This is a genomic window from Microbacterium sp. E-13 (assembly GCF_049912955.1).
Classification (GTDB): Bacteria; Actinomycetota; Actinomycetes; order Actinomycetales; family Microbacteriaceae; genus Microbacterium.
This window is the reverse complement of record NZ_CP183973.1, coordinates 439,855-461,946: the sequence shown is the minus strand read 5'-3', so window position 1 is coordinate 461,946 and position 22,092 is coordinate 439,855. Positions and strand designations below refer to the sequence as shown.

21 protein-coding genes, 1 tRNA gene and 1 pseudogene are annotated in these 22,092 nt (G+C 67.3%); 8 read left to right on the top strand and 15 right to left on the bottom strand.

Annotation, left to right across the window (positions count from 1 at the left end):
* Positions 1-44: 44 nt before the first annotated feature.
* On the bottom strand, positions 45-1,595 hold the full coding sequence (locus ACN9MP_RS02185; RefSeq protein ID WP_426323534.1) for an ABC transporter substrate-binding protein: 1,551 nt from the start codon (positions 1,593-1,595) through the stop codon (positions 45-47).
* Between the two features lie 130 nt (positions 1,596-1,725).
* On the opposite strand from ACN9MP_RS02185, the gene ACN9MP_RS02180 reads away from it, so the two are divergent.
* Genes ACN9MP_RS02180 through ACN9MP_RS02165 form a run of 4 tightly spaced genes read left to right on the top strand, consistent with a single transcriptional unit; the run spans position 1,726 to position 5,052 of the window.
* Positions 1,726-2,589, top strand: a complete 864-nt coding sequence (locus ACN9MP_RS02180) for a substrate-binding domain-containing protein (protein ID WP_426323532.1) — start codon at positions 1,726-1,728, stop codon at positions 2,587-2,589.
* Between the two features lie 59 nt (positions 2,590-2,648).
* The gene (locus ACN9MP_RS02175) at positions 2,649-3,623 is read left to right on the top strand and encodes a hypothetical protein (protein ID WP_426323530.1); all 975 of its coding nucleotides are present in this window, start codon (positions 2,649-2,651) and stop codon (positions 3,621-3,623) included.
* Positions 3,620-4,447, top strand: coding sequence for a Nif3-like dinuclear metal center hexameric protein (locus ACN9MP_RS02170; RefSeq protein WP_426323529.1), 828 nt, complete (start codon positions 3,620-3,622; stop codon positions 4,445-4,447). Before ACN9MP_RS02175 ends, ACN9MP_RS02170 begins: the two co-directional genes overlap by 4 nt.
* On the top strand, positions 4,444-5,052 hold the full coding sequence (locus ACN9MP_RS02165; RefSeq protein ID WP_426323527.1) for a nuclear transport factor 2 family protein: 609 nt from the start codon (positions 4,444-4,446) through the stop codon (positions 5,050-5,052). The genes ACN9MP_RS02170 and ACN9MP_RS02165 overlap by 4 nt, the downstream gene beginning before the upstream one ends.
* Before the next feature lie 221 nt (positions 5,053-5,273).
* Here the strand turns inward: ACN9MP_RS02165 and ACN9MP_RS02160 are convergent, their stop codons facing one another.
* From ACN9MP_RS02160 to ACN9MP_RS02115, 10 genes are all read right to left on the bottom strand, one after another.
* Complete coding sequence (locus ACN9MP_RS02160) at positions 5,274-5,954, bottom strand: TMEM175 family protein (RefSeq protein WP_426323525.1); 681 nt, start codon at positions 5,952-5,954, stop codon at positions 5,274-5,276.
* A 122-nt stretch (positions 5,955-6,076) separates the two neighbouring features.
* Positions 6,077-6,502 carry an alcohol dehydrogenase catalytic domain-containing protein gene (locus tag ACN9MP_RS02155; protein WP_426323523.1) on the bottom strand — a complete coding sequence of 142 codons (426 nt, stop codon included), beginning with the start codon at positions 6,500-6,502 and terminating at the stop codon, positions 6,077-6,079.
* Between the two features lie 371 nt (positions 6,503-6,873).
* A complete protein-coding gene (locus ACN9MP_RS02150; RefSeq protein WP_426323521.1) occupies positions 6,874-7,560 on the bottom strand; it encodes a hypothetical protein in 687 nt (228 codons plus the stop codon).
* 306 nt (positions 7,561-7,866) lie between these two features.
* Positions 7,867-8,868 carry a nucleoside hydrolase gene (locus ACN9MP_RS02145; protein WP_426323519.1) on the bottom strand — a complete coding sequence of 334 codons (1,002 nt, stop codon included), beginning with the start codon at positions 8,866-8,868 and terminating at the stop codon, positions 7,867-7,869.
* Positions 8,869-9,007: 139 nt separating this feature from the next.
* The gene (locus ACN9MP_RS02140; protein ID WP_426323517.1) at positions 9,008-10,042 is read right to left on the bottom strand and encodes a rhamnose ABC transporter substrate-binding protein; all 1,035 of its coding nucleotides are present in this window, start codon (positions 10,040-10,042) and stop codon (positions 9,008-9,010) included.
* On the bottom strand, positions 10,039-11,124 hold the full coding sequence (locus ACN9MP_RS02135) for an ABC transporter permease (RefSeq protein WP_426323515.1): 1,086 nt from the start codon (positions 11,122-11,124) through the stop codon (positions 10,039-10,041). Before ACN9MP_RS02135 ends, ACN9MP_RS02140 begins: the two co-directional genes overlap by 4 nt.
* A complete protein-coding gene (locus tag ACN9MP_RS02130; protein WP_426323513.1) occupies positions 11,117-12,151 on the bottom strand; it encodes an ABC transporter permease in 1,035 nt (344 codons plus the stop codon). The genes ACN9MP_RS02135 and ACN9MP_RS02130 overlap by 8 nt, the downstream gene beginning before the upstream one ends.
* Complete coding sequence (locus tag ACN9MP_RS02125) at positions 12,148-13,629, bottom strand: sugar ABC transporter ATP-binding protein (RefSeq protein WP_426326163.1); 1,482 nt, start codon at positions 13,627-13,629, stop codon at positions 12,148-12,150. The genes ACN9MP_RS02130 and ACN9MP_RS02125 overlap by 4 nt, the downstream gene beginning before the upstream one ends.
* A gap of 65 nt (positions 13,630-13,694) precedes the next feature.
* Complete coding sequence (locus tag ACN9MP_RS02120; protein WP_426323509.1) at positions 13,695-14,690, bottom strand: LacI family DNA-binding transcriptional regulator; 996 nt, start codon at positions 14,688-14,690, stop codon at positions 13,695-13,697.
* Complete coding sequence (locus tag ACN9MP_RS02115; RefSeq protein ID WP_426323507.1) at positions 14,687-15,820, bottom strand: ribokinase; 1,134 nt, start codon at positions 15,818-15,820, stop codon at positions 14,687-14,689. The genes ACN9MP_RS02120 and ACN9MP_RS02115 overlap by 4 nt, the downstream gene beginning before the upstream one ends.
* Between ACN9MP_RS02115 and ACN9MP_RS02110 the strand changes: the two genes are divergently transcribed.
* The gene (locus ACN9MP_RS02110; protein WP_426323505.1) at positions 15,743-16,759 is read left to right on the top strand and encodes an AraC family transcriptional regulator; all 1,017 of its coding nucleotides are present in this window, start codon (positions 15,743-15,745) and stop codon (positions 16,757-16,759) included. The genes ACN9MP_RS02115 and ACN9MP_RS02110 overlap by 78 nt on opposite strands.
* Positions 16,760-16,908: 149 nt before the next feature.
* On the opposite strand, the gene ACN9MP_RS02105 is transcribed toward ACN9MP_RS02110, so the two are convergent.
* Both ACN9MP_RS02105 and ACN9MP_RS02100 read right to left on the bottom strand, forming a co-directional pair.
* Positions 16,909-17,277 carry a hypothetical protein gene (locus tag ACN9MP_RS02105; protein ID WP_426323504.1) on the bottom strand — a complete coding sequence of 123 codons (369 nt, stop codon included), beginning with the start codon at positions 17,275-17,277 and terminating at the stop codon, positions 16,909-16,911.
* Between the two features lie 87 nt (positions 17,278-17,364).
* Positions 17,365-17,493, bottom strand: coding sequence for a hypothetical protein (locus tag ACN9MP_RS02100; protein ID WP_426323502.1), 129 nt, complete (start codon positions 17,491-17,493; stop codon positions 17,365-17,367).
* A 90-nt stretch (positions 17,494-17,583) separates the two neighbouring features.
* On the opposite strand from ACN9MP_RS02100, the pseudogene ACN9MP_RS02095 reads away from it, so the two are divergent.
* A pseudogene (locus tag ACN9MP_RS02095) lies at positions 17,584-18,186 on the top strand (DDE-type integrase/transposase/recombinase); the annotation flags it as partial.
* A 259-nt stretch (positions 18,187-18,445) separates the two neighbouring features.
* On the opposite strand, the gene ACN9MP_RS02090 reads toward ACN9MP_RS02095, so the two are convergent.
* Positions 18,446-18,536: transfer RNA gene (locus ACN9MP_RS02090), tRNA-Ser, on the bottom strand.
* 92 nt (positions 18,537-18,628) lie between these two features.
* Complete coding sequence (locus ACN9MP_RS02085) at positions 18,629-19,534, bottom strand: class II glutamine amidotransferase (protein ID WP_426323500.1); 906 nt, start codon at positions 19,532-19,534, stop codon at positions 18,629-18,631.
* Positions 19,535-19,652: 118 nt separating this feature from the next.
* Between ACN9MP_RS02085 and ACN9MP_RS02080 the strand changes: the two genes are divergently transcribed.
* Both ACN9MP_RS02080 and ACN9MP_RS02075 read left to right on the top strand, forming a co-directional pair.
* Positions 19,653-21,053, top strand: coding sequence for an MFS transporter (locus ACN9MP_RS02080; protein ID WP_426326161.1), 1,401 nt, complete (start codon positions 19,653-19,655; stop codon positions 21,051-21,053).
* A 52-nt stretch (positions 21,054-21,105) separates the two neighbouring features.
* A complete protein-coding gene (locus ACN9MP_RS02075; RefSeq protein WP_426323499.1) occupies positions 21,106-22,059 on the top strand; it encodes an L-lactate dehydrogenase in 954 nt (317 codons plus the stop codon).
* Positions 22,060-22,092: the final 33 nt, after the last annotated feature.

Sequence of the window (22,092 nt, the reverse complement as noted above, 5' to 3'; positions counted from 1 at the left end):
ACGGAAGGGGAGGGACGGCGGCTGCGCCGCCCCTCCCCTGCGGCTCAGCCCTCTGCGGTCAGATAGGCGGGGTTCAGGAGGGAGGAGTCTTCGACGCCGCCGACCTTGTCGTTCCAGTAGTAGATGGAGGGGCTGTCGAGGAGCGGCACCTGGTAAGCAGCGTCCATCTCGTCCTTCACAACACCCTGCCACGCGGCATCCGCTTCCGCTCCGCTCAGGAGCGCTGCGGATGCGGCGGCCTCGATGAGCTCGGGGTAGGGCTGATTGTTCCAGTTCACGAGCGCGGGCGAATCGAACAGGTTGTCCATCGTGGTGGGCATGCCGGTGAGGCCTAGGCCGATCACGATGGCGGGGTACTGCCCGCTGAGGATGTCCTGGACCCACTCGGTGAAGGTCGCGGGGGTGCGCAGCGTCACCGTGATGCCCACCTTCGCCAGCTGGTCGGCGATCGCCTGCGCCGCCACGGAGTGATCGGTGCCCGGGGCCACCGTGACGGTGAACTCGAAGCCGTCGGCGTATCCAGCTTCGGCGAGCAGCTCAGTCGCCTTCGCGGGGTCGTACGGGTACATGTCTTCAAGGCTCTCGTCGTAACCGAGCGAGCCGGACGTGACCGGCTGCGCGGTCGGCACTCCCGCACCCGGGGCCGCGGCCTTCGTGATGGCCTCGCGATCGATCGCGTACTGGATCGCCTGGCGCACGCGGACATCGGCGAAGGCGGGGACGAGCTTGCCGTCCGGGTCGCTCGTCCACATTCCGAGGACGTTCACCGGGAACGCGGCGGTCTTCAGCCCGGCCGACTCCGCGGCGTCACCGTTGGCGGCGTCACCGTAAGTGACGTCGACCTGCCCGGACTGCAGCGCCGCGAACGCGGTGTTCGCGTCACTGATGACCTTGATCACCACCTTTCCGAAGTCGATCGCTTCGGGGTCGTAGTAGTTCGGGTTCGGGACGTATGTGTACGTCGAGCCCTCGACCGTGCCCTCTGGCGAGAGCATGAAGGGCCCGGCGCCGAAGGTCGCCTGACCGAAGTTCTCGCCGTCCTCGATCGCCTTGGGGCTTCCGATCGCGCCCAGCCCCGTCGACTCGGTGAGGTCGGCGGGCAGCTGCGGGGTGGGTGCGTTGAGGTTGAGCACGACGGTCAGGTCGTCGGGGGTGTCCACCGATTCGATCGGCGCGGCGGCGTAGGCGTGAGCCCCCTTCTGCTGCTGGAAGTGCTCGATCCACGTCTTCACGGCGGCGGAGTCCAAGACCTCGCCGTCCGAGAACTTCAGATCGGGGCGCAGCGTCAGCTTGAGCTGCGTGTTGCCTTCACCGACCCACTCGAAGTCGCTCGCCAGGCCCGGCTCGACCTCACCGTCGTCGCCGACGGTGTGCAGCAGGCCCTGGTAGGCGGTGGACGCGTAGACGGACTCCTGCCCGCCGGAGAAGACACTCGGATCGAGGCTCTGCGGCGCGTTCGGGGTGACCAGGGTCAGCGTCGGCTTCTCCGTGGCCGAGCTGTCGGTGCCGGAGCACGCGGACAGCGATGCGAGCAGCATCCCCGACGCGGCGACGAACGCTGCGGTCCTCAGGATGGATTTCGGTGTCGGGCGCATTATGACCTCACACTGCGTTGGGTGGGATTTCGGGTGAACCAGGCAGATCCCAGACTTTCTTAAATGCCTGAACTTAGCTCCATCATGAGTACAATAGCGCTGCTTGTCAAACCCCGGCGCAAGGAATCTCATGATCGACACCCGTACTCCGGACACTCCCGAGCGCTGGGCAGTGGGCATGGCGCTCGTGCGCCCTTCGCGCGACCTGCAGGCAGAGTCGTACTCCCAGGAATTGATCGCAGGCCTGGACGAGGCGGTCGCCCGCGCAGGCGGGAGCTTCCTCGTCAAGATCGTCCCCGACGAGGCGAGCGAGCGCGCGACCTATGAGCAGTGGGCCAAGGACGGCCGCATCCACTCGGTGGTCATTGAGGAGTTCACAGTGTCGGACACGCGCCGCGCGCTGCTGGAGGAGCTCGGCTTCGGCATCACCGTTCTCGGCGACGTCGATCTCGCGGGCGATCATTCGGCCATCTGGAACGACCACGCGGCCGCAGTCGACCTCGCGATGCGCTCGCTCTACGACCTCGGGCACCGGGCCATCGCCCGCGTCTCAGGACCGGATCATTTCCAGCATTCGCGTGTGCGATCAGCGGCGTTCTTCGAGGTCGGCGCGGCGCTCGGCATCCACGTGCAGGAAGCGCTCGGCGACTACTCGCGTCGCTCCGGCGCGAGAGCCACACGCGAGTTGCTCGCCAGCGCACCGCCGCCCACAGCCATCGTGTACGACAACGACCTGATGGCCCTCGGCGGCCTCGAGGTGATCGAGGCCGAGGGACTTCGGGTCCCCGAAGACGTCTCGGTCGTCGCGTGGGATGACTCGGTGCGGTGCCAGATGTCGATCCCCCCGCTCGCCGCCCTCAGCCACGACGTGCGCGAGATCGGCCGGAGCGCCGGAGAGGCAGCCGCCCGGGAGCGGGCGGGTGAGATCGTGCGCGAAGAATCCCCCCGTCCCGTGTTCCTGACGCGCGGGAGCGTGGCCCCGCCCTCTGCATGACCCGCCCCACCGCCATCTGGACTAACTTCACTCATTTAACTTAGACTGGGTGTTGACCGATGACGGAGGCTCCCTTGGGAACGACGAGTAACACCACCCCACCCGAGATCACGGGCCGGGTCGTCGATCTGATCCTGAACACGACATTCGGGAGTCAGCGCTCGGTCGCCCGCTATGAGGGGCTCTGCGTCGGAGAAGCGACGCAGCCCGTGACGGGCGCCGTGGTCTGCTACGCACCGACCGTCGACATCCTCCGCCGCGCTGCCGTGACGGGACGCAACCTCGTCATCTCGCGCGAGCACCCCTTCTATCTGCACGGCGGCGTCAATCATGCCTACCTCTCGGAGGGATTGCTGAACGACGACCCGGTGCTCGCCCTCGGGCCCGGAGGAACGGACCGTGACCTCATCCCCATGAAGGGGTTCGAAGGTGACACGGTGATCGCGGCTAAGCGCGCGCTGATCACCGAACTCGGTACCACCGTCTACCGGCAGGGCGCCGCGTGGGATCAGTACCGCCCCGCAGCGCAATCGGCCGCGCTCGCCCGCGCCTTCGGGCTGCAAGTGCCGGAGAATCAGGAGCAATCGCGCCGGCGCGGCGTGGTCTGCGACCTCGCCGAGCCCACGCCGCTGAACTCTCTCGCCGCCGCGGCTCCCACTGCCACCGGAAGCGTGTCGCCGCGGATCGTCGGAGACGGGCAGATCATAGCGACACGCGTGGCGGTGATCGCCGGCGAGACCGACCCGGTGGCCTCGCTCGCCGAGCTGCTCGCCGATCCCTCCGTCGACGCCGTGATCGCCGGGGGCGGCGGCATCCTCGACGAGGTCGACGGCGGCATCGCCTACTTCCTCGACGCCATGGCCGGCCGCCGGATCGCGATGCTCACCGTCGGGTACGGGCCGTCGCACGAGCCCGGCGTGAAGGAGATGGCCGACGCGATCAGCGCCGCGATCCCCGACCTGGACGTCGAGTACTGGCCGAGCGGAGACCCGGGATGGATCCCCGCACGCACGAGAAAAGGGAACCGGTCGTGAGCGCAGATCTCGTCTCGGCGCGGGACATATCCGAGCGGATCAAGGCGAAGCTCAGGTCAGAGGGCATCGAATGGCAGCGCTCGAACGCCGACGGATTCACGCTCGGCGATCCGGACGCGCGCGTGCGCGGCATCGCCGTGACGTTCAAGCCGACCATGAGTGTCCTCGCAGAGGCCGTCGCACGCGGCACGAATCTGCTCATCAGCCACGAGGCGACTTTCTGGGACGGCTTCGATTCGCCGCAACTTCTCAGCGACGACCCCATCCGGCGGCAGAAGATCGCGTTCGCCCGCGATCACGACCTCGTGGTATGGCGCATGCACGACCACATGCACCGGATCGATCCCGAGCCGATCTTCGATCAGCTCATCCGCCGGCTCGGCTGGGCGTCGTCGTTCGCGGGGCTCCAGGATCTACACCGCCTCGAGATCGATGGCACGACGTTGGAGGCCCTCGCCACCCACATCCAGGACAGGCTCGACACCGCCAACGTCAGCGTCGTCGGTGACCCCTCGATGGTGGTGCGCTCCGTAGGCTTCGGCGTGCACGGCCTGTCGACGGTCCTTCCCGCATTGAACCAGGCAGATGTGGCGATCGTCGGCGAGACCGGGGAGTACGACACGTACGAATACGTGCGGGATGCGGTCGCCCTCGGCCAGCGCAGGGCGCTCATCCGCATCGCGCACCAACGTCTCGAAGAATGGGGCGTCGCCGGTTTCGCCGAATGGCTGCGCCCCCTCGTGCCCGGACTCCCGCTCGACACCATCGACGCGGGCGACCCGTTCATCGTTCCCGACCTGACCTCGAGCGCGCTCACGGGATGAGCGCCGTCGACGTCATCGAGGTCACCCAGACCATCCTGCGGGAGCGAGAGGGGCGCGACCGCGGTTTGTGGCAACAGATGCTCGACGCGTTCGCGCCCGAGGCGAGCGTGCGCCTGTCCTGGTATCGCGGCGACGCCGCGGGATTCGTCGCAGGCTCGGAGCGGATGAGCGGCAGCGGCGATCCGGCGGTGCACCGGCTGTCGCCTCCCGTCGTCCACGCGCGCGGCGATCGGGCCACCGCGGAGGTCTCGTCGGCCGTGGAGTTGCAGGTCCGGATCGATGACGTGCCCGCACACCTCATCTCCTATACGCGTCTGAACTACCGCCTGGAGCGGAGGGACGGCGCCTGGGTGATCGTGCAGATGGACGCGGTGTACGAGCGCGACACGCTCACGCCCGCCATCCCGGGCGATCAGGTGCGCGTATCGCGGTCGTCGGTGCTCGATGCACGACCCAGTTACGCGCTGCTGTCGTTCTACCTCGCCAGCAAGGGGTACGACATCCGGGACGATCTGCTGGGTGATGACCGGCCCGCCGCCGTCGCCGACTTCTACGCCGACATGCGCGCGTGGCTGGAGGGCCAAGATCCCGACGCGCACGAGTAAGGTCGGGAAACGCAGGATCCACGCGGTGGCGATAGCCGGCTGCGGCATTGAGCGCCTTGTATCAGGTGCCGGGTCAGTTCGCCTACATCGGCGCCATGTCCAGCTGGGACGTCTGGCAGAACGCACTGATCGACTTCCTGCCTCGCCTCTTCCAGAGCTGACGCTCAGCCCGTCACTCGGGACGAGATGACGACGTCAGGGAAAGCGGGCGGGCGGCTGGGTCAGCGGTCGCGACCGCGGCGGGTTTCGGTGCTGCCGGTGTCGCCGCGACCGGGGAGCATCTTCGCCGCGTGTTCGTGCCCGTGGCTGGTGAATGCGTAGAACACGGGGAGGAACAGGAAGACCGCGGATGCGACGAGAGGGTGGATGAGGACGCCGGCGATTCCGGCGGCCAGGTACAGGATGACCCCGATGACCGCACGGGGCCGTTCGTGGGCGAAGTAGGAGTCGTCCACTTCCTCCTTCGTGAGCTCTGGATGTCGTGCCAGGTAGTTGAAGAAGAACAGCCACGACAGGCAGAGCAGCGCGCCGATGAGCGCGTAGAGTGCGACGGCCGCCTTCTCGTCGGCGAGGTTGCCGGTCCTGGCCGTCTCGGCGATGACGGCGGTGGGCCAGGGCACCAGCGCGAGCGTTGCGAGGATCGCGAGGTTCATCCACTGCAAGCCGACGTCCATCTCGCGGATGCGCGTGAACGCCGACTTGTGGTTCATCCAGATCACCGCGAGGTAGACATAGGATGCCGCGTACGCCAGGTACGTCGGCCACTCATCGAGCAGGCCGGCGAGGAGTCCCCCGGGTTCGGTCTTCGGCGGTCGGAGATCGAGCACGAGAAGCGTGATGACGATCGCGATGATGGCGTCGCTGAAAGCGATCGCGCGCGACGGGTCCGCCCTGGTGGCCATGTTTCCCCCTTCCTGCTGTCGAGCTGCGTTGACGTCCAGCGGCTTACCCGCCCTCCTGCGAGCGGGATGCGGCGGCCCGCGGATGACCGCGGGCCGTCGCGCCGCCGCTGTTTCGGGAGGGGTCAGGAACCCGCCGACGCGAGTTCGGGATGCAGAACGACCTTGGTCCAGCCGTCATCTCGGTTGTCGAAGTGCTCGTACTGACCACCGGCCCAAGGTCCCATGTCGGCGAAGCCGTACGCGGCCCCGGCCCACGTGGGATTGGGCTGCGCGGTGAGACAGTAGTTGGTGTAGCCGCGCTCGCAGTTCTTGCAATGGCCGCAGGCGACGTTGAACGGGACGACCACATAGTCGCCGACCTGCACTTTGTCGACGCCGTCTCCGACCTCGATCACCTCCCCCAGGTTCTCGTGGCCGAACCAGCGACCGGTCTCGAAGTCGGTCCTGCCTTCATACATGTGCAGGTCCGAGCCGCAGATGTTGGTGGTCGTGATGCGGACGAGGACGTCGGTCGGCCGTTCGATCCGGGCATCCGGCACGTCTTTCACGTTTGACCGTGCGGGGGCCGTCGTAGACGACAGCTTTCATGATGTTGCCTTCCGGTAGGGATGTACCAAGCGATGGGGTGTGGATGGCAGCTGGGTGTTCGACCTCCGGTTCTCTTGGCGACGGAACCCGCCGGCGAGATGAACAGGCTGTGCGGGGATGTGGCGTCTGAGCTGGAAGACCGCTCGCGCGGTCGCTCCCTTCACCCCCACGTCATCACCCCGCGTCTCGTCCTGTCGGCGAGGAGCATCCAGGGTGCAAGCACTCTTCCCGATCCACTGAGGGGGTTCACAGGCACCGGAGAGAAGAGGACAATGCGGAACCGCCTCGCGGTCAACGCAGCCCGCCGGTCCTAGGTCGGATGGGCGCCGCTTCACTCTCCGGTCTGCGCCGGCTGATTCTCGGAGTCCGACACCGGCACGGCATGAGCGACGTGCATGCCGACGTCGCGCCCCCACCTCGCGTAGGCGTCGGTGGCGAGTTCGGACGCGGCGCTGAGGACCACCACAGGGGTATCCGTCCGGAGGCAGATCCGGTAGGTCTCTCTGTTGAGCGCCCCGGCATGACTGCTGATGAGCCGACGCAGGAAAGGCTTCAACGGCCGTGTCAGATGCACGCTCGCAACGCTCGTCACGACGACGGAGGCCGCGTCCGCAGCGTTCACTGCGTCCACGAGACGCTGCATGCTGCGTCGCCAGCTCTCACGAGAGGTCAGGCACAAGACGTCCGTGGTGGTGAGCATCAGAATGATGCAGTCGTAGCCATCGAGAACCATCTCCTCCAGGCTTCTGAGCGTCGACCGGGCTGACGCCGTCGGCTGTGCCGCCACCGTCACCACGACACCGCGCTTGGTCACGGAAGCGACCTGTCCGGCCAAGTGCGCGGCGAATCCCCGATCGTGGATCAGCACGCCGCAACCGGCCGCCGGGCCGTCCCCGATGACAAGAACCCTGATGGGGTCGCTCCCCGCGATGCTGACCTCGGAAGGCCCCGCCGGGTACAGCCAGTCCCGTCCCCGTTGCGTGGCGCTGAACCAGATCCTGAACAGCGGGCGCAGCATCCTCCGCGGGACTTCTCGCCACGTGCGTGGTTCGAGCCCACGCCTCACCACTTGCGTTCTCCAGCAACCGCCGTCGCACCCATCGCCGAAGCATCCAGCTGCGTGAGCGTCGTGAGCGGACACGGGAGCATCTCGCCTCCATGTGAAAGGGCTTCCTGCAGAGCGGCCGGTGACCCGGCGTGGCAAACGTACGGGCGAGCACACCGCCCGAGAAATCCGTCCAGCGCGGCTCAGCGTCTGATCTGCGCAGAGGGCGCGGCCTGTCAGGACCGCGCCCTCTCGCCGTCGGCTCCAGAACGGCGGGTGTCAGGACAGACCGAGACCGTTGGGTGCCGCCAACCGGTCGGCGAACAGCTTGCTCACAGCCTTGCCGTCCACCTCGAGCGCGACATCCATGTTCGCGGGCAGCTTCTTGGGGTTGGTCCTCAGCATCTCCTGGCGACCGTTGCCGTTGTGGATGTACATCTCCCGCTCGATGGGCGACAGGTTGTATTCCGTCTTGATGTGCAGCGGGTACGTCGTCATCAGCGTGCGGTTGAACGCGTGCATCACGGTGAGCGGGTCGTGCAGCCACAGAGCGGTGTGTTCGGTGGGAATGCCGACCGCGGTGTAGATGAGCTTCTCCTGCGGCGGCCACAGATCGAAGATGCGCGTCGTGAGCTTGGCGATAGGGCTGTCCGACTGGCGGATGCGCTCCAGATCCTCGTCGAGGAGAGGTGCGCCCAGGGTGACGTCGATGGGGATGAGGGTCATCGGCATCTTGGAGTTCATGACGAGCTCGGCCGCGATCTTGTCATTGTTGAAGTTGTACTCCTCGACCGGCGAGCGACGAACGCCCTTCTCGTCGACGATGGGGACGATCACGCCCGCCATCATGATGAGCTCCTTGATGTTCTCGACGACCTTCGGCTCCTTGATGATCGCGTGCGCGATGTTGGAGACCGTGCCCAGGGTGACGACGGTGATCTCGCCCGGGTTGTTCATGATCGTCTCGATCATGAAGTCGACAGCGTGCCGCTCGTCGTACGCAGGCTCCTCGCCCGGTTCGAGGATGCCGTCGCCCTCGAATCCGAACATCAGGGCCTCGTCGCGCATGGGGACGCCGATGCCCTTGAAGACCGGGATGTCGGTGCGCTCGCACACCTCGAGGACCTTCGCCGCGATCTGCGCACGCAGGTGGGTGTCGCCGTAGCAGACGGTGACGCCCTCGACCTGGAGCTCAGGGCTCTGTGCCGCGAACATGACGGCGACAGCGTCGTCGTAGTAAGTGCCGATGTCAGTGTCGAGGATGATACGGGTCTTAGCCATGATTGTTCTCCTTCGTGTTCAGGAAATGGTTGTTGAGGCGTTTGCCACGAGCGCGATGAGCACGGTGGCGCAGAGCGCGATTCGCGCGATGGTGTCGCAGATGCGCTCCCGCGAGTGGCGCACCTGCAACCAGCGACCGTCAGAAGTCGTACTCATCGATGTTGTCGAGGTTGAAGACGATGGGCTCGCCGGCCTGCACGATCCCTCCCTCTTCGATCGTGTATTCGCCGAGCTCGCCGGCGGTGAACGTGTCGCCCGCGGCACCGGTGATGTCACCGTCGAGGAGCGCCTGGATGGCGTAGGTCGCGACCCACCCCATGTCGGCGGGGTCGAAGAGCACGAAGCTCTCGATGGTGCCGTCCTCCAGGTATGCACGGGTCGCGTTCGGCATGCCGATGCCGGTCAGCACGACGTTGCCCGCGTACGACGACTCAGAGATGTAACGACCGGCCGCGGCCGTGCCGACCGTCGACGTTGAGATGATGCCGTCGAGACCCGGATGGTTCTGAAGCGCCGCCGCGGTCTTGTCGAACGACTCCTGGTCGTCATCGTTGGCGTAGAAGGTCTCCACGATCTTCAGGCCCGGGTAGGTCTCCGCGACATACTCCTCGATGCCGCTGATCCAGGCGTTCTGGTTCTTGGCGTTGGGTGAGGCGCCCAGCACCGCGAACTCACCGGTCTCCCCGATCTGGTCGACCAGCAGCTCTACCATCGCCTCGGACAGGGCCATATCGGGGACGGGCGAGACGAACAGGTCACGGTACTCCGGGTCGACATCGGAGTCGAAGGTGACCACCTTCGTACCGTTGTCGCGCGCCGCCGAGAGGGCTTGGCCGAGTGCGCTCGGGTCGCTCGCGGACAGAACGATGCCGTTGCGCCCCTGCTGCGCCAAGGTGTTGAGGTACGGAACCTGCGCATCAGCGGCACCGACCTCCGGGCCCACCTTGACGTACTCGCCACCGAGCTCCGCGGACGCCTCTTCGGCACCGAGGCCGGCCTGATCGAAGTACGGGTTGCCGAGCATCTTCGGCACATAGCCCACGCTGAGGCCGTCCGACCCCGCTGCGTCGCCGCCATCCGTTCCGGTGCAGCCGGCGAGTGCCAATGCTCCGGCGGTCGCCATCGCTACCGCTGCGATCCGCCACCGGCGGCTCATCATTGAGCGTTCCATCATTTGTCTCCCTTTCGGTGAGTGTCATGCCCCGCCGCTGTGGAGGCGGGGCTCGGGCGTCGCGCTGTAGCGACAGCTTGGGAAATCCGTCCCGCGAGAAGCGGAATCACGACGGAGAGGACGAGGAGTCCGCCGACGGCGATGTTGATCACGTCAGCGGAGTTGTTGAGGAAGCGCAGCACGCTCTGGATGAGTCCGATGAGCAGGACGCCTGCGACGACACCCGCGATGCGGCCGCGACCGCCGAAGATCGAGACACCCCCGAGCACGACTCCGGCGATGACGGCGAGCTCGAGGCCTGCCGCGTTGTCTCCGCGTGCGCTGCCGTACCGGAAGGTGTAGAAGACTCCCACCAGACCCGCAACGAGGCCGCTCAGGGCGAACAACAGGAATGTGGCGCGGGCTGTGCGAACGCCCGAGAACCGAGCGGTGTCACGTCCGCGTCCGATGGCGTCGACCGACCGGCCGAAGGGTGTCAGATGCAGCACGATCCCGAACACGACGATCGCGAGCACAAGCACGACCGTGACGATCGGCACCCCTGATCCGGGGAAGTTCGCGTTCGCGAGCGACTTGAGCTCCACGGGGAAGTTCGTGATCGAATCGGTTCCCAGCATCCCGACCGCTACGCCCCGGAAGAGCGCCAGGGTACCGATCGTGACGGCCAGGGACGGCAGCCCGAGCACCGCGACCAGGAAGCCGTTCACGACACCCACGACCAGGCCGCACAGCACTCCGGCGACCATCGCCAGCTCGATCCCGGCTCCCTGCGCGTACAGCCAGCCGAGCATCACGTTGCTGATGCCGACCGCGCTGGCCACGGACAGGTCGATCTCACCCGAAATGAGGATCAGCGCAGCGGGGAGCGCGCACAGGAGGATCGGGGTGACGTCCAGGAGCAGGTAGCTGAGCGTGAGCGGGGTCCCGAAGCGCGGAATAGAGCTCACCGCAACGGTGGATACGATCACCAGGATGACCATCATCACCGCGTCGTGGGTCGTGAGCGCTCGACGCCACAGCGGTTGCGAATGCGTGAGATACCCTCGCTGCACGGCGGCAGGCAGGCGGGTGAGGACGTCAGTCATTGTTGTTCTCCCGGATCGCAGAGAGCTTTCGGGCTCGTTGCAGCGACAGCAGCCGATCGAGGATGATCGCGCCGATGATGAGTGCACCCACGACGGCCTGCTGCCAGAACTGGGGAACGCCCAGCAGCGGCAGTGTGCGGTTGATGGTGATGAGCAGGACAGCGCCGATGGCAGCGCCCCACACCGTGCCGGATCCACCGAAGATGGCGACTCCACCGAGGACCGCCGCGGCGACCGAGCTCAGCTCGAGGCCGCTGCCGGCCTGCGAGTCGACCGCCCCGTAGCGAGCGGCGTACAGGAATCCGGCGAGTCCGGCGATCGCGCCGCTCGCGACGAAGGCGAGGAAGACGAGCCGCCTGGACGGCAATCCGAGCAGCACTGCCGCAGACGGGTCCGAGCCGATCGCGTACAGTTCGCGCCCGCTCTGCCGATACCCCATGTACCACGCGACGACGACCACGATCGCGAGCGCGATGACGCTCAGGGTCGGCAATCCGAAGATCGAACCGACGCCGAAGGAGCGGAAGTCGGCGGGCATGTCGGATGCGCTGATCGTCTTGCCGTCGGCCCACATGACGTTGATGCCGCGGAACGCGTACAAGGTGCCGAGAGTGACGACGAGGGCGGGTGCACCGACGAGGGCGATCAGCACCGCGTTGACGGTGCCCAAGAGCGCGCCCATTCCTACCGCCGCGAGAGCGACGAGCGGCAGCGGGACCCCTGGCAGACTCGACGCGATCGTGCCGGCCAGCCACGCACTCAGGCCCAACGTCGAGGCTACGGACAGGTCGATGTTGCGCGTGATGAGCACAACCGCTTGCGCGACGGCCAGCAGCACGAGGATCGCGGGCGTGAGAAGCAGGTCGCGGATGCCGTCATCGCCGAACAGGAAGCCGGGGCGCTGGACGGTGGCGACGAGGATGAGCAGCACCAGCACGATCGCCACCGCGGCTTCGCGTGATGTGAGGACGCGGGCGCCTACGCTCTGCCAGGCGCGCGCGCGGTCTGTGCGGGCGGGAACGGTCATACCGGCGCCCCCCTTCCATGGGTCGCTGCGTACATGATGTTTTCGGCGGTTGCGTGCTCGTGACCGAACTCGTCGGTCAGCCGTCCTTCCCGCATGACCAGGACCCGGTCGGCCATGCCGAGCACTTCGGGCAGGTCGGACGAGATCATGAGGACGGCCATCCCGGAATGAGTCAGCTCGGCGAGGATGCGGTGCACCTCGGCCTTCGTTCCCACGTCGATGCCACGGGTCGGCTCGTCGACGATGAGGAGCCTGGGGTTCGTGGCGAGCCATTTGGCCAGCACGACCTTCTGCTGGTTGCCGCCGGAGAGAGTTCCCGCGGGGGTGTCGAGCGCACGCGCCTTCACCTGAAGACGAGACAGCCAGGTGCTCGCCAGCGCATTCTCGCGCGGCGCGGTGAGGATGCCGAGCTTCGCGAGCGTCCGGCGAACGGCTAGCGCGACGTTGCGGGAGAGGCCGAAATCGAGGATCAGCCCCTGGTGGCGACGATCCTCGGGCACCAGTCCGATGCCGGCGTTCATCGCCGCAGTGACGTCATGCTTGCGCAGCGACGCACCGCTGATGCGCACCTCGCCGCTGTCATACCCGTCGACTCCGAAGACCGCTCGTGCGACCTCGCTGCGGCCCGCGCCGACAAGCCCCGCCAGACCGACGATCTCTCCGGCCCGGACATCGAAGTCGATGTCGTGGAAGACGCCGAGCGCGGTCAGGCCGCGGACCTCGAGCACCACATCGCCGGCGTTGCGTTCGCCGCGCGGGTACAGCGATTCGACGTCGCGGCCGACCATCTGGCGGACGATCTGCTCTTCGCTCGTGTCGGCCAGCGCACTCGTCGACACGTAGGCGCCATCGCGCATCACGGTGACGGTGTCGCACAGGTCCCAGACCTCTTCGAACCGGTGCGAGATGAAGAGGATGGCGCACCCCTCGTCGCGCAGGGCGCGCGCGATCGTGAAGAGTCGCTGGACCTCGGCGGGGCTCAGTGCCGCGGTGGGCTCGTCCATGACCAGAACCCGGGCATCCATCGAGATGGCCTTGGCGATCTCGATGATCTGCTGATCGGCGATGGACAGCCCCTCCGCGATGCGATCAGGGTCGATGTGCACGCCGAGTCGGGCGAACAGCGTCTGCGACTCTCTCCGCATGCCGACGCGATCGACGTTGCCGGCCCGCGTGCGCGGGAAGCGGCCCATGAAGATGTTCTCCATGACCGACAGATCGGGCAGCAGCGTGGGCTCCTGGTACACGATCGCGATGCCCGCCGACTTCGCCTCGGCGGTGTTGCGGAACGCTACCTCCGCACCGTCCATCTCGATGATCCCGGCGTCGGGGGTGTACAGCCCGGCCATGATCTTCACCATGGTCGACTTGCCGGCTCCGTTCTCACCCATGAGGGCGTGCACCGATCCGGCGCGCAGCGCGAGGTTGCCCTCACGCAGGGCCACGACGGCACCGAAGGATTTCGCGATGCCCTCCATCCGAAGGGTGATTGCTCCGGCCGGCGGGCCGGCGGGATATTCGTTGACCACTGTGTCTCCTCGCCTCAGGGCCTGCAGCCGCAGGATCGGCCGATGATCAGTTCTGTGGGGATCTCCCAATGCAGCTCGGTCTGGCTGTCGTCGAACAACCGCCGCACGGCTGCGCGAGCCAGCACGGAGCTGGGCTGGCGGACGGTCGTCAGGGAGGGACGGAGCGTCGCCGCCTGTTTCGTTCCGTCGATGCTGGCGACAGCCAGCTGCTCCGGCACGAATACACCGTCTGCGATCGCAGCCGACACCAACCCCCGCGCCTGGTCGTCGCTCGCGCAGAACACGGCACGCGGCATCGCATCCTGCTTCCGCAGGCTCTCCCACGCTTCGACTCCGCCGGCGAACGAGTACGCGGCACGCAGGATGACGTTCGCTTCGAGGTTCACTCGGCGCAACGCCGTCGAAAAACCCTCGAGACGCTCATCGCTGACGAAGGTGCTCTCCATCCCCGTCACGCACGCGAACGTGTCATACCCGTGCGAGAGGAGGTGGCTCGTAGCGGCGTCGGCCGCCTCGACGTGGTCGATGCTCACAGAGCGGATGAGGCTGTGAGGATTCGGGCGGTCCACGACGACAACGGGGATGTCGGCGTCCACGGCGAACTGCAGCGACATCTGCTTGCTCACACCGATGAAGATCATCCCGTCGACGCGGTGGCGCACGAACGACTGGACGTATGCCGTCTCGCGCTCCCGGTTCTCGGCGGAGTTTCCGACGAAGACCAATCGCCCGGACTGGAGCGCCGCCTCCTCGACGGCGAGCGCCAGCTCCGCGAAGAAGCTGTTGTCGAGGTTGGGAACGATCATCCCCGCGGTGCCCGTTCCACTCCCTGCCAGCGACCGGGCGATCGGGTTCGGCACATATCCGAGTTCCTCGATGGCGGCGAGCACCCGGGCTCGACGCTCCGGGCTCACGTTGCGTGGGCCACCGTTGACCACATAGCTGACGACGGCGACAGAGGTTCCCGCAAGCCGAGCCACGTCCTCGCGGCTCACGCGCTTCGCCGTCACGGGATGACCACCTCTTCGAAGTGCGGATAGCTCTCCGCTGCGCCGGCGGATTCGACCGTCCGGGTGGCAGCAGCGACCGCGAAGCGGACAGCGCCCTCCAGATCGACGCCGAGCGCCAGCCGCGCGGCAAGCGCGCCGACGAAAGCATCACCGGCTCCTGTGGTGTCGACCACCCGGACCGGCGCGGGCGCGGGGATATGACGGGTCCCGTCCGGAGAAGAGAACACGGCGCCCCGCTCCCCGAGAGTCACCACGACGCTTCGGGCGCGGTCACCGAGTCGCCTCGCCAGCTCGATATCATCCACCGCGCCGTCTCGTGCTCCCAGCAGCTGCCGCGCCTCGATCTCGTTCAGGATGAGCGGATCAGCGACGCCGAGTTCTTCGCCGAGGTCGACGACGGGAGCGAGGTTGATGACCGTCCGCACCCCGCGCGCAGCGGAGATGACCGCTGCACGTCGGGTGATCGCAGCGGGGATCTCACCCTGGAGGACCACCACACGAGCGCGACCGATGACTTCAGCCAGCGCGTTGTCGGAGATCTCGCCCTTCGCGCTTGCGCCCGGGCTGACCACGATCTGATTGGCGCCCTCGACATCGCGCGTCACCGTGGCCGCGCCGGAATCTGTGCGTCGGACGCGGATGACACCCCCCGTCCCCACGCCGAGGGCATTTAGACGGCGCAGAACGTCAGCAGCCGTCCTGTCGTCACCCACGAAACCGACCATCTCCGACCGAGCGCCGGCGCGCGCGGCCGCGACCGCCTGGTTCGCGCCCTTACCGCCCAGGCCCTGTGTGACCTCATGTGCGATGACCGTCTCGCCGCTACGCGGGAGCGCGGACACCAGAAGGTGCTGATCGAAGTGGATCGATCCGATCGTCAGCACGTCGATGTTCTGACCCGAACTCTCAGGCAACTTTGGCTCCTCAAAATCTACGGCGCAGCAACGCGCGTAGATGAAGTTACGTGGGCCGATTGTTCGGCCGATATCCGTCCAGCGCGGCGGAGGAGCCGATTCGCGCAGAAGACCCCGGGCGTCGACCGGGATGTCAGAATGGATTGCGATATGGGTGGCGATGAGGGCGAGCTCTTCGCGAGCCGACGTGTCGCGTCGTGCCGTGATGTCGAACACGCCCGCCGGGCCCTCAGCGATGTCTTCCTGCCCGTGGACTTCCCGTCAGCACGCGCGTCGAGCCGCGTGGATCTCAAGCTCAACGCATTGACGGTGGGGCGAGTCACCTGCGGGTATATGCGGTTCAACGACGCGCTCCGCCTAGAGACCGCGGAGGCCGAGCACTATCACATCGACATCCCGACGGCGGGGCGAGCCACCATGCGAGCCGGCCTCGGGCAGTCGATCTACGCGACGCCCCGCAAGGCGGGGGTCTTCATGCCCGGACGCCCAGTCGCTATCGACACCGGGGAGCGTTTCGCGCAACTATCCCTGATGATCCCGCGGGACCAGTTGAACCTTGAAGCCGAGAACCTGCTCGGTATCGCACTGACCCACCCGCTCGAGTTCAGCGGAGAGATGGACCTCGACGTACCGGGCGGGCAGGTCGTGATGCAGGTGCTGCGCACGATCGACAAAGCGTCGGAGCACCCCGACGGAGGACTGCTGGCGCACCCGCTCGCTGCTCAGCGATTAGAGCAGGTACTCCTGCACACTCTTCTCCTCGATCAGCAGCACAATCTCTCAGCCGCGCTGGTGTCTCCCGCGCCGGCCGCCGGCATGCGACCGGTCGCGCAGGCGGTGGAGCTGCTGCGAAACGACCCCTCCCGCCCGTGGACGGTCACCGAACTCGCGACCGAGGTCTCCGTGAGCGTACGCAGCCTTCAAGAGGGCTTCCGCCGATCCCTGGACACGACGCCGATGGCGTACCTGCGGCAGCTGAGGCTGGAGAAGGTCCATCAAGCGCTCGCGAACGCGGAACCGGGCAGCCTCACGGTCACCGAGATCGCCGCCCACTGGGGGTTCACACACCTGGGCAGATTCGCTGCCACCTATCGCTCCACGTTCTCGGAGAGTCCGTCTGAAACGATGCGAGCGGCGTCGCCGCCCAGGCGATAGCAGCTAAGCCCGGCTTGAAGCGGAACTCAACGGCCTTGGTCAGTTCAAGACGCGAATCGACGGTCTATCCGAGCCGAAGCCAGGCATCGATGGGGCGACGACATGGAAGACCGGAGCGCTCGGCGACGAAGGCTCAGCCAGCGGTCATCTCAAGCCGACCACCGGGGAGCGCGACCGCTGACCCCGCGTTCACGATCCACTCGAGTGCGGGAAGTCCCTCCATTCGGATCAACGCTGGGGTGACGCTGAGTGGGAGCGCGGGGGCCGCCGACGTGCCACTCCGTATGGTGACCGAGACCGAGCAGGTGCTCGGTGGCGGTCCGCGCGCCCTGCGCCTGATCGTGATCGACCACCGGAAGCTCGTAGTTGTCGCTCGAGTCCAGCACAACGATCGGAAAACCCCAGTTGGGCGAGAGGACGTCCCGATCGATCAAGTGAGCCTCCACGACGATGACGGCGCCGTCGACAGCCTGATCCTTGAGTCGAGTCAAGGCGTCCTCGATGGTTCGCGAGTCCACGTCGCGCAGAGTGGCAAGCGCGACCGAATAGCCGATCGACGCGGCCTGCGAGGTCTGCTCGCCGCTGCACGCTCGTGTTCGCCGCGGTCAGCGCGCCGACCGAGCGGGCGGTGCCCCCGCCCACCCGGGCCCCTTCTCGAGCACGAGCATCGAGGCGCCGGCATCGGCGGCCGACACTGCCGCCTTGCTCTCGAACTCCCTGATTCCGGATGCCATGTCTCAGGACATCGGTGACGGATCCGGGTCAAGACGTCGGTGACAGTTCAGGTATTGCTGGTGGTGACAGTTCTCGGCTCTATGTGAGGGATGAGCCGCGTTGAGCCCGTCGATCCTCGTGTCCGTCTCGCGATCGCGCAGTGGCCGCCCGACGCTCCCCGGGGTGCGGTGACCACGTTCTGCTTGGAGCACGCGATCTCGCGGAAGACGTTCTACGCGATCCGCCACCGCGCGCTCGAGGAGGGTCAGGCCGCGGCACTGGAACCACGCAGCCGACGCCCGAAGGCGAGTCCGACCACGATCGCCGACGACGTCAAGGCCCAGGCTCTCGGGGTGCGCCGGGCGCTGGAGGAGTCCGGGCTGGACCACGGCCCGATCAGCGTGCACGACAAGATGACGACGCTGGGGATGACCCCGGTACCGTCGATCTCGTCGCTGGCCCGCATCTTCCGAGACGCCGGCGCCGCGAAACGCGAACCGAGGAAGAAGCCGCGGGCGGCGTATCGGCGGTTCGTGTATCCCGCACCCAACGCATGCTGGCAACTGGACGCGACCGAGTACGTCCTCGCCGGCGGCCGCAAGTGTGTGATCTTCCAGCTCATCGACGACCACTCCCGCTACGCCGTCGCCTCCCATGCCGCCGTCGGCGAGACCTCGAGAGACGCCATCAGGGTCGTGAAGAAGGCAATCAAACGCCCCCACCAGGCATCCGCTACGTCGGCAACGGCCAACCGCGTGGCCCTAAGCCGAAAGAACTGCCACCGATGTCCTGAGACATCGAATGTCACCGATGTCCTGACACAGAACCGTCACCCATGTCCTGAGACATCACACTCCCTGATTCCGGATCGTTCGCTCTCGAATGTGGGCAAAATGTGGGCACGGTCCACTCGGACGAATGCGAAAGGCCCCGCGATCCCTGTATGTCCACGGGCTCGCGGGGCTTCGACGGTGGCGGTGACGGTGGGATTTGAACCCACGGTAGGGGGTTACCCTACACAACTTTTCGAGAGTTGCACCTTCGGCCGCTCGGACACGTCACCGCCGACAAGCTTACGACACGTCGGCGGATGCCGCGAATCGGCGCGGATCGGCATTCCCCCCGCGACGCCGGTCCTCCGCAAGCCCGAGACGGCTATGCGTCGAGGAACGGCTCGTGGTGGTAGCCGTCCCGATCGAGCACGGCAACAGTCGACTCGGGCACCTCGAGGAAGACGCCGGGCAGATCGTTGAGCGGCTCGGAGACGACGATCTGCGCGCGGTCACCGAAGAGCGACAGGCGCTCGAACTCCGGGTACATCGACCGCAGGGTCGGCACGTCGGCCGAATGGAACAGGGTACGCGAGCGCCCTTGCGACGAGTACCGGAACGCCCACACCGTCTCGCCGTCCGACACGGCGACCGTCCCCTGCATCGGAAACCTCACACCGGCTGCGTGGCCGGCCTCCTCCACCCGGCGGATCGCCGCGCCCATCGCCGCGATGGGATCGTCTGCGAGTCCGAAGGTCAGCGCGAGGTGGAAGAGCATCTCGGAGTCCGTGGTGCCCTGGATCAACGCGTACAGCGACGGATCGACGGCGAGCGCGAGCTCCCGCTTGATCAGGCCGAACTGCGAGATCAGGCCGTTGTGCATGAACAGCCACTCGCCGTGCCGGAACGGGTGGCAGTTGGTCTGCTGGATCGGAGGTCCGCCCGCCGCGCGCACGTGCGCGAAGAACAGCGGGCTCGTGACCGCCCGGCTGATCTCGCGGAGGTTCTGGTCGTTCCACGCCGGCTCGATGGACCGGAAGACGAACGGATGCCGCGAGCCTGCGGCATCCGTCTCTCCCCCGCCTTCGGGATACCAGCCGAAGCCGAAGCCGTCGCCGTTCACGGTCTCGGCCCCGAGCGGCGAGTTCTGCGACATGGCGACGACCGAATGCTGGGCGTCGAGGATGAGGACCGCCGGCTGCAGCGGCTCCCCCGTGTAGGCCAGCCATCGGCACATGTCGGCTCTCCAGCGGATCGGCTCGGCGCCGCCTCGCTGCGGCTCTGCCGTCATCGTAGGGGCCGGCGGCCGGTTCGCGCAGCCTCACCGGCAGACGGCGCCGATGTCGGCGGCCGGGTCTAGCGTGGAGTGCGTGACCGAGGACCACGTATCGCCCGCCCCGGCGACCGGCGTGGGAGATCGCTCGACCACGACACAGCGGTCCGTGCTGTGGATCGCGGTGCTGGCGTCGTTCGTCGCGTTCCTCGACGGCACGATCGTCAACGTCGCACTGCCGGCGATCAGCGATGAGCTGGGCGGCGGCATCACGACGCAGCAGTGGGTCGTCGACGCCTACCTCATCACGCTCGGCGCCTTGATCCTCGTCGCCGGGTCGGTCAGCGACGCCTACGGCCGGGTGCTGGTGCTGCGCATCGGCCTCATCGGGTTCGGCATCGCGTCGATCGCGATCGCGGCCGCGCCCACGGCCGAGTTCCTCATCGTGGCGCGCGGCCTGCAGGGCGCGGCGGGAGCCTTCCTCGTGCCGAGCTCGCTCGCGCTCATCACCTCGAACTTCAGCGGCGCGGCGCAGAGCCGGGCGATCGGCATCTGGACAGCCATGACGACGTCGGCCATGATCGTCGGACCGCTCATCGGCGGCGTCCTCGTCGACACGGCGTCGTGGCGATGGGCCTTCCTCATCAACGTGCTGCCGATCGGCGCAACGCTCGCGCTGCTGGCGCGCGGCGGATTCCGAGACACGCGGCACGAGGACGCCTCCATCGACTGGCTCGGGGCGGCCCTGTGCACACTCGGCCTCGGCGGCATGGTCTACGCGCTCATCGAACAGCCCAACCTCGGGTGGAGCTCCCCCGCCATCTGGGCGTCGCTCCTCGTCGGAGCGGTGCTGTTCGTCGCGTTCCTCCTGCGTCAGCGAGTCGTGCGCCACCCGATCCTGCCGCTGGATCTCTTCCGCGTCCGCAACTTCTGGACAGGCAACGTGGCGACGGCCTTCATCTACGGCGCCATCGCGCTCAACGGCCTCGTGGTCGTCGTCTACCTCCAGGAGGGTGCCGGCCTGCCTGCGACCCTCGCCGGCCTCGCGAGCCTCCCCGTCACGATCCTCATGATCGTGTTCAGCTCCCGGGTCGGCGCCCTGAGCGGCAGGTGGGGTCCGCGCTTCTTCATGACCGTCGGCCCCCTCACGATGGGCATCGGGGCGCTGCTCCTCCTCACCGTCCGCGCCGACTTCTCGTACTGGTGGCAGGTGCTGCCCAGCATGATCGTGATGGGCATCGGGCTCGCCCTCACCGTCGCCCCGCTCACCTCGGCGATCCTGGGAGACATCGGGCCCGAGCGCTCCGGCATCGCCTCCGCCGTCAACAATGCCGTGGCCCGCGTGGCGGGACTCATCGCGATCGCCCTCCTCGCCACGATCGTGGGCGGCGCACTCGACCTCGAGGGCTTCCATCGCGCCGCGATCGTCACCGCAGCGCTCATGATCGCCGGCGGCATCACGTCGTTCCTCGGCATCCGCAACCCTGAGCGCTCGGCCCCAGCTGCGCAGCGGATAGGCTCCGACGCGCCGGAATAGACCCGGTCACCGACCCTGGCCCGCGGCATCCGTCCCCTGCCAGACTGGCCGCATGGCCGTCATCGAGAACTCGAAAGTCACCATCGTCGGGGCCGGGAGCGTGGGCTCGAGCGCCGCGTACGCCGCGCTCATCCGAGGGTCAGCCCGGCACGTCGCGCTCTACGACATCGCGAAGCAGAAGGTCGAGGCCGAGGTGCTCGACCTCGCGCATGGCACGCAGTTCACCGGGTCGAGCGACATCATCGGCGGCAGCGACCTGTCGGTCGTCGAGGGCTCGCACGTCGTCGTCATCACCGCCGGCGCCAAGCAGGATCCGGGGCAGACGCGCATCGAACTGGCCGGGGTCAACGCCCGCATCATGAAGACGATGATGCCGCAGCTGCTCGAAGCGGCCCCCGATGCCATCTACGTCATCGTCACGAACCCCTGCGACGTGCTCACCGTTCTGGCCCAGGAAGACACCGGTCTGCCCCCCGAGCGCATCTTCGCATCGGGCACAGTGCTCGACACCTCGCGCCTGCGCTGGAAGCTCGCCGAACGCGCCGGTGTCTCGACCGGCAGCGTGCACGCCTACATCGTCGGCGAGCACGGCGACACGGAGTTCCCGCTGTGGTCGAAAGCGACGATCGGCGCCGTCCCGATCCTCGAATGGGTCACCCCTCGCGGAGACCGCATGAGCGTGGACGAGCTCGACCAGATCGCCGTCGACGTACGCGACGCCGCGTACAAGGTCATCCAGGGCAAGGGCGCGACGAACTACGCGATCGGCCTGTCGAGCGCACGCATCATCGAGGCGATCCTCCGCGACGAGCGGGCCGTCATGCCGGTCTCGCCGGTGCTGCGGGACTTCCACGGTGTCGACGGCGTCGCGCTCTCGGTGCCCGCGATCGTGAGCGCCGCCGGTGCCGTTCCGGTACGCGAGACGCAGTTCGACCCGAAGGAGCTGGAACTCCTCCGCGCCTCTGCCGACGCGTTGAAGAAGGTCGCCGACTCGCTGCGCGGCTGACGCCCGCGGGGCCTCTGTTCGCGGCGTCCCGCG

What these genes read in the sequence shown, in the direction of transcription:
- ACN9MP_RS02125 (WP_426326163.1), bottom strand. Translation starts at nt 13,629, where the DNA reads ATGGAGGGCATCGCGAAATCCTTCGGTGCCGTCGTGGCCCTGCGTGAG.
- ACN9MP_RS02160 (WP_426323525.1), bottom strand. Translation starts at nt 5,954, where the DNA reads ATGGCCACCAGGGCGGACCCGTCGCGCGCGATCGCTTTCAGCGACGCC.
- ACN9MP_RS02075 (WP_426323499.1), top strand. Translation starts at nt 21,106, where the DNA reads ATGGCCGTCATCGAGAACTCGAAAGTCACCATCGTCGGGGCCGGGAGC.
- ACN9MP_RS02185 (WP_426323534.1), bottom strand. Translation starts at nt 1,595, where the DNA reads ATGCGCCCGACACCGAAATCCATCCTGAGGACCGCAGCGTTCGTCGCC.
- ACN9MP_RS02135 (WP_426323515.1), bottom strand. Translation starts at nt 11,124, where the DNA reads ATGACTGACGTCCTCACCCGCCTGCCTGCCGCCGTGCAGCGAGGGTAT.
- ACN9MP_RS02145 (WP_426323519.1), bottom strand. Translation starts at nt 8,868, where the DNA reads ATGGCTAAGACCCGTATCATCCTCGACACTGACATCGGCACTTACTAC.
- ACN9MP_RS02180 (WP_426323532.1), top strand. Translation starts at nt 1,726, where the DNA reads ATGATCGACACCCGTACTCCGGACACTCCCGAGCGCTGGGCAGTGGGC.
- ACN9MP_RS02175 (WP_426323530.1), top strand. Translation starts at nt 2,649, where the DNA reads ATGACGGAGGCTCCCTTGGGAACGACGAGTAACACCACCCCACCCGAG.
- ACN9MP_RS02130 (WP_426323513.1), bottom strand. Translation starts at nt 12,151, where the DNA reads ATGACCGTTCCCGCCCGCACAGACCGCGCGCGCGCCTGGCAGAGCGTA.
- ACN9MP_RS02140 (WP_426323517.1), bottom strand. Translation starts at nt 10,042, where the DNA reads ATGATGGAACGCTCAATGATGAGCCGCCGGTGGCGGATCGCAGCGGTA.
- ACN9MP_RS02100 (WP_426323502.1), bottom strand. Translation starts at nt 17,493, where the DNA reads ATGGCATCCGGAATCAGGGAGTTCGAGAGCAAGGCGGCAGTGTCGGCC.
- ACN9MP_RS02150 (WP_426323521.1), bottom strand. Translation starts at nt 7,560, where the DNA reads ATGCTGCGCCCGCTGTTCAGGATCTGGTTCAGCGCCACGCAACGGGGA.
- ACN9MP_RS02110 (WP_426323505.1), top strand. Translation starts at nt 15,743, where the DNA reads ATGGATTGCGATATGGGTGGCGATGAGGGCGAGCTCTTCGCGAGCCGA.
- ACN9MP_RS02165 (WP_426323527.1), top strand. Translation starts at nt 4,444, where the DNA reads ATGAGCGCCGTCGACGTCATCGAGGTCACCCAGACCATCCTGCGGGAG.
- ACN9MP_RS02085 (WP_426323500.1), bottom strand. Translation starts at nt 19,534, where the DNA reads ATGACGGCAGAGCCGCAGCGAGGCGGCGCCGAGCCGATCCGCTGGAGA.